Origin of the sequence: Citrobacter sp. Cf087, from assembly GCF_030334285.1 — a bacterium.
Lineage (GTDB): Bacteria > Pseudomonadota > Gammaproteobacteria > Enterobacterales > Enterobacteriaceae > Citrobacter > Citrobacter freundii.
Genome location: NZ_JAOWED010000022.1, coordinates 946,935 through 963,316, shown reverse-complemented (window position 1 = coordinate 963,316; position 16,382 = coordinate 946,935). Strand labels below are relative to the sequence as shown.

The 16,382-nt window shown below is 51.7% G+C and carries 12 protein-coding genes; 6 read left to right on the top strand and 6 right to left on the bottom strand.

The genetic code is table 11. The features are described from left to right. Positions 1–43: 43 nt before the first annotated feature. The 3 genes from OGV57_RS06685 to nifJ form a co-directional block, all read right to left on the bottom strand. Positions 44–256 (bottom strand): KTSC domain-containing protein, encoded by a 213-nt coding sequence (locus OGV57_RS06685; protein WP_003020366.1) that lies wholly within the window; start codon positions 254–256, stop codon positions 44–46. Positions 257–401: 145 nt separating this feature from the next. Continuing rightward, positions 402–1,556, bottom strand: a complete 1,155-nt coding sequence (ompC, locus tag OGV57_RS06680) for a porin OmpC (RefSeq protein WP_032935630.1) — start codon at positions 1,554–1,556, stop codon at positions 402–404. Positions 1,557–1,921: 365 nt separating this feature from the next. Further along, on the bottom strand, positions 1,922–5,446 hold the full coding sequence (gene nifJ / locus OGV57_RS06675; RefSeq protein ID WP_044700093.1) for a pyruvate:ferredoxin (flavodoxin) oxidoreductase: 3,525 nt from the start codon (positions 5,444–5,446) through the stop codon (positions 1,922–1,924). Positions 5,447–5,720: 274 nt separating this feature from the next. Between nifJ and OGV57_RS06670 the strand changes: the two genes are divergently transcribed. After that, positions 5,721–5,987, top strand: coding sequence for a putative hemolysin (locus OGV57_RS06670; protein ID WP_003840828.1), 267 nt, complete (start codon positions 5,721–5,723; stop codon positions 5,985–5,987). A gap of 13 nt (positions 5,988–6,000) precedes the next feature. Here the strand turns inward: OGV57_RS06670 and hslJ are convergent, their stop codons facing one another. Together hslJ and OGV57_RS06660 are read right to left on the bottom strand one after the other, a co-directional pair. Further along, positions 6,001–6,420: a heat shock protein HslJ gene (gene hslJ, locus OGV57_RS06665; protein WP_003840829.1), complete on the bottom strand. Its 420-nt coding sequence runs from the start codon at positions 6,418–6,420 to the stop codon at positions 6,001–6,003. 112 nt (positions 6,421–6,532) lie between these two features. Continuing rightward, the gene (locus OGV57_RS06660; RefSeq protein WP_003020354.1) at positions 6,533–7,522 is read right to left on the bottom strand and encodes a 2-hydroxyacid dehydrogenase; all 990 of its coding nucleotides are present in this window, start codon (positions 7,520–7,522) and stop codon (positions 6,533–6,535) included. Positions 7,523–8,137: 615 nt separating this feature from the next. On the opposite strand from OGV57_RS06660, the gene OGV57_RS06655 reads away from it, so the two are divergent. The 4 genes from OGV57_RS06655 to OGV57_RS06640 all read left to right on the top strand — a co-directional run bounded on the left by OGV57_RS06655 (position 8,138) and on the right by OGV57_RS06640 (position 11,613). Then, positions 8,138–10,777, top strand: a complete 2,640-nt coding sequence (locus OGV57_RS06655; RefSeq protein ID WP_054528422.1) for a YdbH family protein — start codon at positions 8,138–8,140, stop codon at positions 10,775–10,777. Continuing rightward, positions 10,774–10,965, top strand: coding sequence for a YnbE family lipoprotein (locus OGV57_RS06650; RefSeq protein ID WP_003020350.1), 192 nt, complete (start codon positions 10,774–10,776; stop codon positions 10,963–10,965). Before OGV57_RS06655 ends, OGV57_RS06650 begins: the two co-directional genes overlap by 4 nt. A 7-nt stretch (positions 10,966–10,972) precedes the next feature. Further along, the gene (locus OGV57_RS06645) at positions 10,973–11,299 is read left to right on the top strand and encodes a YdbL family probable chaperone protein (protein ID WP_054528421.1); all 327 of its coding nucleotides are present in this window, start codon (positions 10,973–10,975) and stop codon (positions 11,297–11,299) included. Between the two features lie 122 nt (positions 11,300–11,421). Next, positions 11,422–11,613: a hypothetical protein gene (locus OGV57_RS06640; protein WP_003020344.1), complete on the top strand. Its 192-nt coding sequence runs from the start codon at positions 11,422–11,424 to the stop codon at positions 11,611–11,613. Between the two features lie 43 nt (positions 11,614–11,656). On the opposite strand, the gene azoR is transcribed toward OGV57_RS06640, so the two are convergent. Then, positions 11,657–12,262, bottom strand: coding sequence for an FMN-dependent NADH-azoreductase (gene azoR / locus OGV57_RS06635; RefSeq protein WP_003843763.1), 606 nt, complete (start codon positions 12,260–12,262; stop codon positions 11,657–11,659). 201 nt (positions 12,263–12,463) lie between these two features. Here azoR and hrpA point away from each other — a divergent pair, with 201 nt between their 5' ends. After that, positions 12,464–16,366 carry an ATP-dependent RNA helicase HrpA gene (hrpA, locus tag OGV57_RS06630; RefSeq protein ID WP_054528420.1) on the top strand — a complete coding sequence of 1,301 codons (3,903 nt, stop codon included), beginning with the start codon at positions 12,464–12,466 and terminating at the stop codon, positions 16,364–16,366. Positions 16,367–16,382: the final 16 nt, after the last annotated feature.

Sequence of the window (16,382 nt, the reverse complement as noted above, 5' to 3'; positions counted from 1 at the left end):
GTAATGGCACTTTATGTACAATGACAAAGATCACATTTTGGCATCACTTTATTTTGATTTCAGGAAACTTGCCTTTTATTACGCCGTCGTAAAATCGACCTTTCGAGACCACGCTCAGGAAATCACGAAAAATACGGGCAGGGACAGGCTGATATTGCAGGGTAGCCAATTGGTGAAAGCGAATTTCCAGCGTGTGAGAGGATTCGTCATAGCCGACGGATGCAATACGGGATGATTTTACAGGATGATGATTCATTGCAGGTATCCTCTACTACAGGTCTTAATGCAAGATATCATCTATCAGAGAGATGTTTTAACGCAACAGATATAATGTTTTGATCTGGATAAAACAGAATTGTTAGAACATAAAGAGAGCCCGCTGTTGCCAGCGGGCTGACGGATTAGAACTGGTAAACCATACCCAGTGCTACAGTGTCATCAGTAGAGATGTCATTGCGAGTGTAGAAGCTGTCGTCTTCGTCCAGCAGGTTGATTTTGTAATCAACATAGGTGGAGAAGTTTTTGTTGAAGTAGTAAGTAGCGCCTACAGAAGCATATTTGACCAGATCTTTGTCACCGCTTGTTCCTGCTGGGCTTGCAGCAGTACCTGGCATAGTCAGATCCTTACCTTTAGACATCAGGAAAGAAACTTCCGGACGCAGACCGAAGTCGAACTGGTATTGCGCAGTCACTTCAAAGTTCTGAGTTTTGTTGGCGATAGTATTATCACTACCGTCAGAACCACCATACGGAGTCATATTGCGGGTTTCAGAGTACATGGTTGCCAGGTAGATATTGTTCGCGTCGTATTTCAGACCAGCAGTCCATGCGTCAGCTTTATCACCACCTGCAGTTGAATGGTTTACCTGCTCGTTAGTACGGTCAGAAGAAGTGTATGCGGCACCGAAGCTTACGCCCATACCCAGATCGTAGGTAGAGGAGATACCGAAGCCGTCACCGTTAGAGTTCTTCATGTTACGATCGTCGCCACCGTTATTGGTGCCTTCTTGTTCTGGTGACTGATTTTCGTTCGCGCCTTGGTACTGCAGCGCAACGTTCAGACCGTCAACCAGACCAAAGAAGTCGGTGTTACGGTAGGTTGCAACACCGTTTGCACGACCGGTCATGAAGTTGTCTGCTTTGGTGTAAGAGTCGCCACCGAATTCTGGCAGCATATCGGTCCAGCCTTCAACGTCGTACATGACGCCGTAGTTACGGCCGTAGTCGAATGAACCGTAGTCGCCGACTTTAATACCTGCGAATGCCAGACGAGTCCAGGAGTCGCCTTTATCGCCTTCGGTGCCGTTGGCCTGAACCTGATATTCCCACTGGCCATAACCGGTGATCATATCGTTAACCTGAGTTTCGCCTTTGAAGCCCATACGCATATAAGTCTGATCGCCATCGCTGTTAGCATCGTCAGAGAAATAATGCAGGCCGTCTACTTTACCGTAGAGATCTAATTTGTTGCCGTCTTTATTATAAACTTCAGCAGCGTGAGCAGCGCCTGCAGCCAGCAGGGCAGGAATTATGAGAGCCAGTACTTTTCTGTTCATTGAAATAATCCTTTAGTTTTTTTATTAACCTGTGACTACCCATGTAGGGAGTAAAAGCATGCTAAAGGAGAAGTTCCGTAAAGAGATAAATATGAATTGTTACGCCTTAAGTAAAACCTTAAATAAATAATTCTACGGAAATGATGATAATTGCGATGAATGTGTTGCGTGAAAATATATAAAATAAAAATTATACAATTGAATTTTGTTGGGCTATTCTGCGCGTGTTATATGCCTTTATTGTCACGTTTTATTTTTCGTTGGTATATTGATGGTAATTATTAATTAGCCAGCGAATAAATTGACAAGCCCGAACAACTGTTCGGGCTTTTTTTTGGTTCCAGGCAAATACTGAGATAAATGTATTACTCGGCACCGCTCTTTTCTGCTTTACCTGCCAGTTGGGCCAGGAAGTCGTAGCGTTTTTGCAGATCGGCGGCGGCGTCTTTCCACAGCTGCTCAGCAACTTCTGGCTGTTGGGCATTCAGGCGGCGGAAGCGCTGCTCGTTAAGCAATGTTTCGGCCAGCGCGTCTGACGGTGGGCGAGAGTCCAGCGCCAGCGGCAATTTACCTTCATTTGCACGACGCGGATCAAAGCGGTACAGCGGCCAGAATCCGGTCGCCGTCAGCTGGCGCATCTGATCGTGGCTTAGCGCGAGATCGTAACCGTGCTCCTCACATGGGCTATAGGCGATAATCAGTGACGGACCTGGATAGGCTTCCGCTTCCTGAATCGCTTTCACCGTCTGGTTCAACTGTGCGCCCAGAGAGATCTGCGCGACATAAACATGCCCGTACATCATCATACTGACGCCAAGATCTTTACGCGCCTTGCGCTTGCCGTGTTCGCCAAATTTGGTGACAGCCCCGAGCGGTGTGGCTTTCGACGCTTGTCCACCCGTGTTGGAGTAACATTGAGTATCCAGCACCAGAATATTGACGTTCTCGGTCAGACTCAGGACGTGATCCAGACCGCCAAAACCAATATCGTAAGCCCAGCCGTCGCCGCCAATCAGCCAGATGGATTTCTCGACCAACGCGTCGGCATCGGTTAACAGCTGCTGTGCGCCTTCGACATCTTTCAGGTGCTGGCGCAGCGCGGCAACTTGTTCACGGCGTACTTCTGGCGTCGCTTCAGCGTGCAGGGCGTCATTCAGTTCAGCCGGAATGTTATCGGCAAACTGTTCCAATAAACGCATAACGCGCACACGGTGCTGATCTACCGTCAGACGGAAGCCCAGACCGAACTCGGCGTTATCCTCAAACAGTGAGTTTGCCCACGCGGGCCCACGACCGTTAGCGTCGGTGGTATACGGCGTTGAGGGCAGGTTACCGCCATAAATCGATGAACAGCCGGTCGCATTGGCGATCAGCATGCGGTCGCCGTACAGTTGCGTAAGCAGCTTGATATACGGCGTTTCACCACAGCCCGAGCAGGCGCCGGAATATTCAAACAGCGGCGTTATCAACTGTGAGGTACGAATATCAATGCGTTCCAGTTTAGTGCGGTCTATTTCCGGCAGATTGAGGAAGAAGTCGTAGTTAACTTTTTCTTCTTCAACATGCTCAAGGCGCGACATCATATTGATGGCCTTGATCTCCGGATTCTGCCTGTCTTTCGCCGGGCACACTTCGACGCACAGATTACAACCGGTGCAATCCTCAGGCGCAACCTGCAGGACATATTTCTGACCGCGCATATCGCGTGATTTCACATCCAGAGAATGCAGGCTGGCAGGGGCGTTTTCCATCGCTTCTGGTGAAACCACTTTGGCGCGGATTGCCGAGTGCGGGCAAGCGGCAACGCAGTGGTTACACTGGGTACACAGCTCTTCCTTCCAGATGGGGATCTCTTCGGCGATATTGCGTTTTTCCCAACGCGTGGTGCCCATTGGCCAGGTGCCGTCTGGCGGCAGCGCGGATACGGGAAGAGCATCACCCAGACCGGCGAGCATTGCCGCGGTAACGGTTTTCACGAAATCCGGCGCGGCATCAGAAACCACCGGTGGGCGGTTAGCGCTGTGCGGGTCAACTGGCTGGAGTGCCACTTCGGCGACGGATTCACGCGCCAGAGCCAGCGCCTGCCAGTTACGTTCAACCAGATCCTGACCTTTACTGCTATAGCTTTTCGCAATAGCACCCTGCAATTCAACCAACGCGCTGTCGCCGGGTAAGATTTGCGTCAAATGGAAGAATGCCATTTGCATAACGGTGTTAATACGCGCTGCCAGACCGCATTCGCGAGCGATTTTGGCCGCATTAATCACGTAGAAACGGGCCTTCTTCTGATTCAGTACTGCCTGAACTTCCTGCGGCAAACGCGCCCAGACTTCATCCACGTTGTAAGGAGTATTAAGCAGGAAGATCCCGCCTGGTTTCAGGCGCTCGGCCATCTGATACTTATCGATAAATTGTAGCTGGTGACAGCCAACAAAATCGGCTTGTGAAACCAGATACGCTGATCGAATAGGCTGCTCGCTGACGCGCAGGTGAGAAACCGTCAGACCGCCTGCTTTTTTCGAGTCATACACGAAATAACCCTGCGCATACCACGGCGTCGAGTTACCGATAATCTTGATATTATTTTTGGTGGCCGACACGCTGCCGTCACTGCCCAGACCGTAGAACAGCGCTTCGAGCTTCGCGGTACCGGGCAGGGTGTTTTCCGGTAGCGGTAGTGACAGGTTGGTGACATCATCATAGATACCAACCGTAAAGCGAGGTTTCGGCTTCGCGCTACTCAGCTCAGTAAATACCGCCATGACGCAGTCCGGGCCAAACTCTTTGGAGGAAAGGCCATAACGCCCGCCAATTACGCGTGGTAGGGTTTCCCGCTCTCCGCAGTTAAAGGCTTCCGCCAGCGCGGTCATTACATCCAGATACAGCGGTTCTGCCTGGGCACCCGGCTCTTTAGTGCGATCCAGAACGGCGATGCTGCGTACGGTTTCCGGCAGGGCGCGCAGTAAATGTTTGGCAGAGAATGGGCGGAACAGCCGAACTTTCAGGACGCCAACTTTCTCTCCACGAGCAAGTAACTCTTCGACGACTTCTTCGCAGGTACCAATTGCAGAACCCATCAAGATAATGACACGTTCCGCCTGTGGATGACCGTAATACTCAAAGGGTTGATACTGGCGGCCCGTCGCCGCGGCGAAGTCGTTCATCGCCTGTTCGACGTTTTCGTAAACCGCGTTGTACCAGGGATTTGTCGCTTCACGCGACTGGAAGTAGGTATCCGGGTTCGCAGATGTCCCGCGAATAACGGGATGTTCAGGGTTCAGCGCGCGGGCACGATGCGCATCAATTTCAGCTTGCGGCATCAGGCTGAGGATCGTGTCATCGGCCAGCGGCACAATTTTATTGATTTCATGCGATGTGCGGAAACCATCAAAGAAATGAATAAACGGAACCCGACTTTTCAGAGTGGCCATTTGTGAAATGAGCGCAAAGTCCTGTGCTTCCTGCACGCTGCTGGCACACAGCATCGCGCACCCTGTCTGGCGCACTGCCATTACGTCGGAATGGTCACCGAAGATAGACAGCGCATGAGTAGCAATGGTACGCGCGGCAACGTGCAGCACAAATGGCGTCAACTGACCGGCCAGTTTGTACAGCGTTGGGATCATCAGCAACAGGCCCTGCGATGAGGTAAACGACGTAGAGAGCGCACCGGTCTGCAATGCACCGTGAACGGTCGCGATTGCGCCGCCTTCTGACTGCATTTCTACGACGCGAGGGGTATCTCCCCAGACGTTTTTAAGCCCGTTTCCGGCCCAGGCATCTGCCTGTTCAGCCATTGTCGAACTGGGCGTAATCGGGTAGATGGCGATAACTTCGCTGGTACGAAATGCGACTGAAGCAACCGCACCATTACCGTCAATTGTGATCATACTGACACCCTTACATTGCGCAAAAAGAGGGACTCGCGTAACTGCGGCGAATCCTGTAGTTATCTTTCTATTTTAGCAAAAGCGCTAAAGACAGATTTTCGCTTTTGTGTCCTGGGAATAATCAGAATGAATGGTTTGATCAAAGGAGTAGCCAAAAAATTGCCAGAAAATGTAAATAGCACGCATAAATGCGCATTTTGCCTCTCGACGGCAGTGTTTCCGCTGCCTATTATTTATGGCTGTGTCGTTTGGTTAATATTCAGAGGGGAGTAAGATGCGCGCAGCGTTTTGGGTAGGGTGTGCCGCGTTATTATTATCGGCGTGCAGCAGTGAACCTGTTCAGCAGGCAACCGCCGCTCATGTCGCACCGGGAATGAAGGCCGTAATGTCCAGTTCTGGAGAGGCAAATTGCGCCATGATTGGAGGTTCGCTCTCCGTGGCACGCCAACTGGATGGTTCTGCCATCGGCATGTGTGCATTACCTAACGGCAAACGCTGTAGTGAGCAGTCGCTTGCCGCCGGAAGCTGTGGGAATTATTGAGCCACTGCTTTTATTACATTAAATCTGCCAGTTTAAACGTCAACGTTTGTTCTGCCGTAGCCAGTGTTAACTGGTCAGCAGTCAGATCAACTTGTGCGCCTTGCTTAAACATCTCGCTGACGATGCCGTCGAGCGCGTTAAGCTGTGGATCGGCGCACATCATGCGCGTCATTGCCATGTCTTTCACTTTTAATTCACCGTCGGACAGCTTGCCCTGACCATGGAACTGATTACACATTTTTCCCGACACCGTCATATTTTCACCGAAACTTAATTCAGGTGGGTTATTGGCGACGGTTACCGGCTTACCATTGACGCTCTGCAAAACGAAGCGGTGATGCTGCAACTGTTCGCGATTGACGGACACTTTTCCATTGCTCACACAGCCAGCCATCAGCATGCTGAGCGCAATCAACGTGACAACTTTCTTCATTCTATTTCTCTGGGTTTGTGACGGGAATACATTCAATATAATAATGATACTGAGTGTTTTATCATCGGTGATTGTCTGAAAATGCTCCCCTGAATCCAGGGGAGCACGGAAATCAGAAGAGGGCGTTTGGACAGGTTTCGCCTTTGGAGATTTGTGCCAGATTCTGTAGCGTAGTCTCAGAAATGCTGGTTAACGCTTCGGCGGTCAGGAACGCCTGGTGCCCGGTAAACAGCACGTTATGACAGGCCGACAGACGACGGAACACATCATCCTGAATCACGTCATTGGATTTATCTTCAAAGAACAGATCGCGTTCGTTTTCATACACGTCCATACCCAGAGAACCAATTTTCTGGTTTTTCAGCGCATCGATAGCGGCTTGCGAGTCGATCAATGCACCACGACTGGTGTTAATAACCATCACGCCGTTTTTCATTTGCTCAAAGGCTTCGTGATTGAGCAGATGATAATTCTCCGGTGTTAACGGGCAGTGCAGAGAGATGACATCGGACTCGGCAAATAGCGTTTTAAGATCGACATATTCAACGCCTAACTCCAGCGCAGCAGCGCTTGGGTAGGGATCAAACGCCAGCAGGCGCATACCAAAACCTTTCAGGATCCGCAGGGCCGCAATACCGATTTTACCGGTACCGATCACCCCAGCCGTTTTGCCATACATGGTAAAGCCGGTCAGCCCTTCAAGAGAGAAGTTGGCATCACGGGTACGCTGATAAGCGCGGTGAATGCGGCGATTCAGCGTCATCATCATGCCAATCGCATGCTCAGCGACGGCTTCCGGTGAATAGGCTGGCACACGTACGACCTGCATACCCAGCTCTTTTGCAGCGTCGAGATCGACGTTGTTGAACCCGGCGCAACGTAGCGCGATATATTTCACGCCATGCTTTTTCAGCTCTTCCAGAACAGGGCGGCTACCATCGTCGTTGACGAAAATGCACACGGCTTCGCAGCCATGGGCGGTTTTGGCTGTTTTTTCCGTCAACAGAAAGTCAAAGAATTCAAGTTCAAAACCAAAAGCCTCGTTAACCTGCTGCAGATACTTCTTGTCGTACTGTTTTGTACTATAGATGGCGAGTTTCATAAGACTTTCTCCAGTGATTTTGACGTCACATTAATCCAATTCAAATTATTTTACAAAATATAAAAAGTTATTGATAGTCATAGACGTAATGAATAATTCCAACGTATATCTGGTTAGTGTGGGCAGATTACGCGTTTTCAACAACTGGAGAATTTTCATCCAGCTCATGCCGGTAAAGACAACGTGGTTAAAAAGCCAGCCGAATCACATCCTGACAGCTACGCTTATACAGGTAGCAAATATCGGGAGGAGTCATGCTAACTCACTCTGAAGCAAAACGATGGGCCACCTTAATGCTGAAGGCGGCATTATGTGATGGTATGAAACCTGATGAGATTTCCCGGCAGGTACATCTGGTCTGCGATCATCATGGTAGGGAGTGCCTCGAAGAACTCATTGAAGAAATTCTGATAGAAGCAGGTCGTATAGGACCTAAACATAGCGATGGACAACTGAGGCCCCATTGAGTCTGAATCTTAATATCCCCGACGGCACGTGTAACAGCGTGCCTATAAAACGGTTATCTATCCTTAATGTGGGCATATCCAGTTAAACATGCCACAATACGGGCCTAAACCGGCTTAAATTTTTGCTAAATCAGGATATTAACTACCCATGAAGGGTAAATATAAAGCCGTTCTGGCACTCCTCTTATTATTGATTCTCGTGCCGCTGACGCTAGTGATGACGCTTGGCCTGTGGGTGCCTACGTTGGTGGGTATCTGGTTACCCGTTGGAACACGCATCGCGCTGGACGAGAGCCCGCGGCTGACACGGCATGGGTTACATATACCTGAACTCCGCTATCTGGTTGAAGATTGTCCGCTAGCGCGCATTACTCAGGCGGATCTGTCTCACCCCAGCCGCTGGTTGCTGAATGTCGGGACCCTCGAGCTGGACTCAGCTTGCCTGGCCAAATTGCCACAGACAGAGCCGTCGCCAGTAGCGCCCAAAACGCTGGCTGAATGGCAGTCAATGCTGCCTAATACCTGGATTAACATCGACAAACTTATTCTCTCTCCATGGCAGGAATGGCAGGGAAAACTGTCACTCTCGCTCACTCCCTCCACTCAACAGCTGCGTTACCAGGGGGAAAAAGTTAAATTCCAGGGGCGTTTGCACGGGCAAAACCTCACAGTAACTGAGCTGGATGTTGCGGCATTTGAAGGCCAGCCGCCGGTAAGACTGGTCGGTGAATTCACTATGCCACTGGTGCCCGATGGACTGCCGGTAAGCGGTCATGCGGTTGCGACGTTAAGTTTGCCGCAAGAACCTACGCTTGTGGACGCCGAACTGGAGTGGCAACAAAACAGCGGACAACTGATCGTCATGGCGCGGGATAATGCCGATCCGCTGCTTGACCTTCCTTGGGAAATAACACGCCAGCAACTGACCATCAACGACGGACGCTGGAACTGGCCTTATCAGGGATTCCCGTTAAGTGGCCGGCTGGGCATGAAAGTTGAAAACTGGCAGGGAGGACTGGAAAACGCGGTGGTGAGTGGGCGTCTGAACGTTCTGACGCATGGCGACGCCGGTAAAGGAAATGCCGTATTAACGCTGGGGCCGGGTAAGCTTGGCATGGATAGTAGCGAGATGCCGCTACAGTTGACCGGTGAAGCGAAACAGGGCGATCTGATCTTCTACGCGAAATTACCCGCGAGACTCACCGGAAGTCTGAACGATCCGCAATTGGCTTTCGAGCCAGGGGCGCTGCTGCGCTCACGTGGGCGGGTGATTGATTCGCTGGATATTGACGAGATTCGCTGGCCGCTGGCAGGGGTAAAAGTCACGCAACGCGGTGTGGATGGGCGTCTGCAGGCTATTTTACGTGCGCATGAAAACCAGATGGGGGGCTTTGAACTGCATCTGGATGGCCTGGCAAATGATTTTCTTCCTGATGCTGGTCGTTGGCAGTGGCGATATTGGGGGGAAGGCAGTTTTACGCCGATGCATGCCCGTTGGGACGTAGCGGGTAAGGGGGAATGGCATGACAACACCCTGAAGCTATTTGATCTTTCCACCGGATTTGATCATCTGCAATACGGCACGATGAAGGTGGAAAACCCACGTCTGGTGATGGACGAACCGATAGTCTGGGTGCGGGATGCAACCAAACCGACATTTAGCGGCGCGCTGTCGCTGGACGCAGGGAACACCACCTTCACCGGGGGAAGCGTGTTACCACCATCGACGCTGAAGTTCAGCGTCGATGGTAGTGATCCGACAATCTTCCAGTTCAAAGGCCAGCTTCACGCTGGGGCGATTGGGCCCGTACAGTTGAATGGTCGTTGGGACGGTATCCGCCTGCGCGGACAGGCCTGGTGGCCAAAACAATCGCTCACCGTATTCCAACCGCTGATCCCACCTGACTGGAAAATGAAGCTACGAGAAGGTGAGCTGTATGCGCAGGTCGCGTTTTCGGCAGCCCCGGAGCAGGGCTTTGAAGCGGGCGGTCATGGAGTGTTAAAAAGCGGTAGCGCCTGGATGCCCGATAACCAAATCAACGGTGTCGATTTTGTATTGCCTTTCCGGTTTAGTGAAGGTGCATGGCAACTGGGTACGCGTGGACCTATTTCACTGCGTATTGCGGAAGTGGTGAATCAGGTGACGGTGAAAAATATCGCCGCCGACCTGCAGGGGGCATACCCCTGGAGTGAAAACAACCCGTTACTGTTGAGCGATGTCAGCGCTGACCTGCTGGGGGGCAAAATCATCATGCAGCAACTGCGGATGCCGCAGCACGATCCGGCCTTATTGCGAGTGCAGAATATCTCTTCCAGCGAGCTTATCAGTGCGGTTAACCCCAAACAGTTCGCCATGTCTGGCCCGGTCAGTGGCGCGTTGCCATTATGGCTGGATAACGAAAAATGGATCATCAAAGACGGCTGGTTGACTAATCCGGGGCCGATGACGTTGCGTATTGATAAGGACACCGCGGATGCGGTCGTCAAAGATAACATGGCGGCGGGGGCGGCCATTAACTGGCTGCGTTATATGGAAATAAGCCATTCGTGGACGAAAATAAATCTGGATAACCTCGGTGTCTTAACCATGCAGTCAACCGTGACTGGCAATAGTCGGGTGGATGGCAAAGTAGGTACAGTTAATTTGAATTATACCCACGAGGAAAACGTCTTTACGCTATGGCGCAGCTTGCGTTTTGGCGACAATTTACAGGCATGGCTTGAACAAAATGCAGCGCTGCCGGAAACCCATTGCCCGGAAGGCAAGGAATGTGAGGAACAACAATGAAAACGATAGCTGCCATGCTGGGTCTGCTGGCTTCATCTCTGCTGGTAGGGTGCACTCCCAGAATCGAAGTGGCTGCGCCAAAAGAGCCCATCACCATTAATATGAACGTCAAAATCGAGCATGAGATCCATATCAAAGTTGATAAAGACGTCGAAAGCTTATTGAAATCGCGCAGCGATTTGTTCTGAGGTCATGATGAGAAAACAGTTTGCAGTGGCGCTGGTCGTCCTGAGTTTACTCAGTAGCAATGCGTGGGCATTGACCCTGAATGAAGCCAGAGCTCAGGGTCGAGTAGGAGAAACGCTCAATGGCTATCTGGTTGCATTGCAAACCGATGCCGAAACGCAGGCACTGGTGAGTGAGATTAATAAAGCGCGCAACGCCAGCTATCAGCAAGTGGCAGAGAGCAATAATATTCCGCCAGATGAAGTAGCAAAAATGGCCGGGCAAAAGCTGGTTGCTCGCGCTAAACCGGGTGAATACGTCCAGGGTATAAATGGTAAGTGGTTGCGGAAAGAATAAATCTCTTTGTACACAACCCCTGGTCACGACGCTGACTTATTCATCGACATCGCAATAGTTGCCACACGGCATAAAATGGATGCTGATATAGTCCAACACCGGTCGCGTTGTGGGGTGAAATCATGTGGCTTCTCAAGTGGTATGTCTGGAATCGTTGGGTATTCAAACTGTTAAGCCGGGATGTCGCGGAGCCTGAACAATTTTTGCTTCATTGCTGGGAAGAGAATCTGGCGAAATGCAGGGATTATGCAACCATCTGGCGTGATATTAATCGCATTCACGGCAAACAGATACGGGTACAGGTAAAGAAGTAAGTGCCGGAGAAACCCTCTCACCGGACGGTGAGAGGGGGAATTATCAGGCAGCAACTACGCTGTCGATAGCGGCTTTCGCGTCGGATTGTGCTTTAGACGCCACTTCCGGGCCGTAAGCAATACCTTCAGCAAAGACGACATTCACGTCGGTGATGCCGATAAAGCCCAGGAATACGTTCAGGTACGGCGTGATCAGGTCGGTTGGTGTATCTTTATGGATACCACCACGGCTGGTCAGCACCACAGCGCGTTTACCCGTCACCAGACCTTCCGGGCCTTTCTCGGTATAACGGAAAGTCACACCAGCGCGGGCAATCAGGTCAAAGTAGTTTTTCAACTGCGTAGGGATGTTGAAGTTGTACATCGGCGCGGCGATAACAATCACATCATGCGCTTTCAGCTCAGCAATCAGCTCATCGGACAGCGCCAGCGCTTCCTGCTGACGCGGCGTCAGCGGTGCATCGCTCGGGCGCATCGCACCCACCAGTTCGCCATCCAGTACCGGTACAGGATTTGCTGCCAGGTCACGGACAGTGATTTCATCAGCAGAGTGCTTTTCACGCCACTGTTCAACAAAATAATCAGACAACTGACCAGACTGAGAGTACCCTGCCAGAATACTGGATTTAAGAACTAATACCTTGCTCATGGGTGTTTCCTTTTATGTGTTTGAAGGGGGTGAGCCCCGTTGCTTGTTGACACTTTATTCACAATCCTGTCGCAGTGATAGCGCAATATATCGAATCCTATGTTCGAAATTATTGAACAACACATGAAAAGCGCCGATGTGGTACTCTATACCTATCATCTAAAAGAGATTTAACCCGGCAGAGCACTGCCTTTTAACGCTATGACAGAACAACAAAAATTAACCTTCAACATGTTGCAGCAACAGCTGGATTCATTGATGCTGCGTGACAGACAGCGTTTTGCCCGCCGCCTGCACGGCGTGAAGAAGGTTAAAAATCCTGATGCACAACAGGCCATTTACCAGGAGATGGCGAAAGAGATTGAGCAGGCAGCCGGTAAAGTTGTGCTGCGTGAAGCGGCGCGTCCGGAAATCAGCTATCCGGAAAACCTGCCCGTTAGCCAGAAAAAACAGGATATTCTGGACGCAATTCGCGATCATCAGGTGGTGATTGTTGCTGGCGAGACCGGCTCGGGGAAAACCACCCAGTTACCCAAAATCTGTATGGAACTGGGGCGGGGGGTAAAAGGGCTGATCGGCCATACCCAACCGCGTCGTCTGGCGGCGCGCACCGTGGCGAACCGTATTGCGGAAGAGCTGCAGACCGAGCCGGGCGGCTGTATTGGTTATAAAGTTCGTTTCAGCGATCATGTCAGTGATAACACCATGGTCAAGCTGATGACGGACGGTATCCTGCTGGCGGAAATCCAGCAGGATCGACTGCTGATGCAGTACGACACCATCATCATCGATGAAGCGCATGAACGCAGTCTGAATATCGACTTTCTGCTCGGCTATCTGAAAGAACTTCTGCCGCGTCGCCCGGATCTAAAAATTATCATCACTTCGGCGACCATCGATCCTGAACGCTTCTCAAAGCATTTCAATAACGCGCCGATTATCGAAGTCTCCGGCCGAACGTATCCGGTGGAAGTGCGCTATCGCCCGATTGTTGAAGATGCAGATGACACCGAGCGTGACCAACTGCAGGCGATTTTTGATGCCGTAGATGAGTTAGGCCGTGAAAATCAGGGCGACATTCTGATCTTCATGAGCGGCGAACGTGAAATCCGTGATACCGCCGATGCCCTGAATAAACTGGATTTACGCCACACCGAAGTGTTGCCGCTGTATGCGCGTCTTTCAAACAGTGAGCAGAACCGCGTATTCCAGTCGCACAGTGGTCGCCGTATCGTGCTGGCGACCAACGTGGCAGAAACGTCGCTTACCGTTCCGGGAATCAAATACGTCATTGATCCAGGCACCGCGCGTATCAGTCGCTACAGTTACCGCACCAAAGTTCAGCGCTTGCCGATTGAACCGGTGTCGCAGGCTTCTGCCAACCAGCGTAAAGGCCGCTGCGGTCGTGTTTCGGAAGGGATCTGTATTCGTCTGTATTCCGAAGACGATTTCCTGTCGCGTCCGGAGTTTACCGACCCGGAGATCCTGCGTACCAACCTGGCATCCGTTATTTTGCAGATGACCGCGTTGGGGCTGGGCGATATCGCGGCGTTCCCGTTTGTTGAAGCGCCGGATAAGCGCAATATTCAGGACGGTGTACGCCTGCTCGAAGAGCTGGGGGCGATAACCACCGACGAACAGGCAACAGCTTACAAGTTAACGCCGTTGGGCCGTCAGCTGTCGCAACTGCCGGTGGATCCGCGTCTGGCGCGCATGGTGCTGGAAGCGCAAAAACATGGCTGCGTACGTGAGGCGATGATCATTACCTCGGCGCTGTCCATTCAGGATCCGCGCGAGCGTCCAATGGACAAGCAGCAGGCTTCCGACGAGAAGCACCGCCGTTTCCACGACAAAGAGTCTGATTTCCTCGCGTTTGTGAACCTGTGGAACTATCTCGGCGAGCAGCAAAAAGCGTTGTCGTCAAACCAGTTTCGTCGCCAGTGCAAAGTCGACTTTCTGAACTATCTGCGCGTGCGAGAGTGGCAGGATATCTACACACAACTGCGCCAGGTGGTGAAAGAGTTGGGTATTCCGGTTAACAGCGAACCTGCTGAATATCGGGAGATCCACGTCGCGTTGCTGACCGGTTTACTGTCTCATATCGGGATGAAAGATACCGATAAACAGGAGTTTACCGGGGCGCGTAACGCTCGCTTCTCGATCTTCCCGGGGTCAGGTTTATTCAAAAAACCGCCGAAGTGGACGATGGTAGCGGAGTTGGTGGAAACCAGCCGCTTGTGGGGACGCATTGCCGCGCGTATCGATCCTGAATGGGTGGAGCCGGTAGCCCAGCATCTGATCAAACGTTCATACAGTGAGCCGCACTGGGAACGCGCGCAAGGTGCTGTGATGGCGACAGAAAAAGTCACTGTCTACGGCTTACCGATTGTTGCGGCCCGTAAGGTGAATTACAGTCAGATCGATCCTGCGTTATCGCGTGAACTGTTCATTCGTCATGCGCTGGTGGAAGGTGACTGGCAAACGCGCCATGCCTTTTTCCGCGATAACCTGAAACTACGAGCGGAGGTGGAAGAGTTAGAGCACAAATCACGCCGCCGTGACATTCTCGTCGATGACGAAACGATGTTTGAGTTCTACGACCAACGTATCAGCCATGAGGTGGTTTCTGCTCGTCACTTTGATAGCTGGTGGAAAAAGGTCAGCCGTGAAACACCGGATCTGCTCAACTTTGAAAAGAGCATGCTCATCAAAGAGGGCGCGGAGAAAATCAGTAAGCTGGATTATCCGAACTTCTGGCATCAGGGTAACCTTAAGCTGCGCCTGAGCTACCAGTTCGAACCCGGAGCCGATGCGGACGGTGTGACCGTACATATTCCACTCCCGCTGCTCAACCAGATCGACGAGAGCGGTTTTGAATGGCAAATTCCGGGGCTGCGTCGTGAACTGGTGATCGCCCTGATTAAGTCGCTGCCGAAACCGGTCCGACGCAACTTTGTGCCCGCCCCGAACTATGCGGAAGCGTTTTTAGGCCGCGTCACGCCGCTGGAACTGCCGCTGCTGGACTCGCTGGAGCGTGAACTGCGCCGCATGACCGGCGTCACCGTTGACCGTGAAGACTGGCACTGGGATCAGGTGCCCGATCACCTAAAAATCACCTTCCGGGTGGTGGATGATAAGAACAAGAAGCTGCAGGAAGGGCGTTCGCTACAGGATTTGAAAGATGCGCTGAAGGGCAAAGTTCAGGAAACATTGTCTGCGGTGGCCGATGACGGTATCGAACAGAGTGGATTGCACATCTGGAGCTTCGGCCGGCTTCCGGAAAATTACGAACAAAAACGCGGTAACTATAAGGTGAAAGCGTGGCCGGCGCTGGTCGATGAGCGTGACAGCGTTGCCATCAAACTGTTTGATAATCCGCTGGAACAACAGCAGGCGATGTGGTGCGGTTTACGCCGCCTGTTGCTGCTGAATATTCCTTCGCCAATCAAATATTTGCACGAGAAGCTGCCCAATAAAGCCAAGCTGGGGCTGTACTTTAACCCGTACGGTAAAGTTCTGGATTTGATTGACGACTGTATCTCCTGCGGTGTGGATCAGTTAATTGACGCCAACGGTGGTCCAGTGTGGACCGAAGAAGGCTTTGCGGCGTTGCATGAAAAAGTGCGGGCTGAACTGAACGATACGGTGGTGGAGATTGCGAAGCAGGTCGAACAGATCCTGACCGCAGTGTTTAATATCAACAAACGTCTGAAAGGGCGCGTGGATATGACCATGGCGCTGGGGCTTGCGGATATCAAAGCGCAAATGGGCGGACTGGTGTATCGCGGATTTGTTACCGGCAACGGTTTCAAACGTCTGGGCGATACGTTGCGTTATTTGCAGGCGATTGAAAAACGGCTGGAGAAACTGGCCATCGATCCGCACCGCGATCGCGCGCAGATGCTGAAAGTGGACACCGTGCAGCAGTCCTGGCAGCAGTGGTTCAATAAATTGCCGCCCGCGCGCCGCGAAGATGACGATGTCAAAGAGATCCGCTGGATGATAGAAGAGCTGCGCGTCAGCTACTTTGCCCAGCAGCTTGGCACGCCGTATCCGATTTCGGATAAGCGTATCCTGCAGGCAATGGATCAGATTACGGGTTAACGCAGTGCTGGACCGT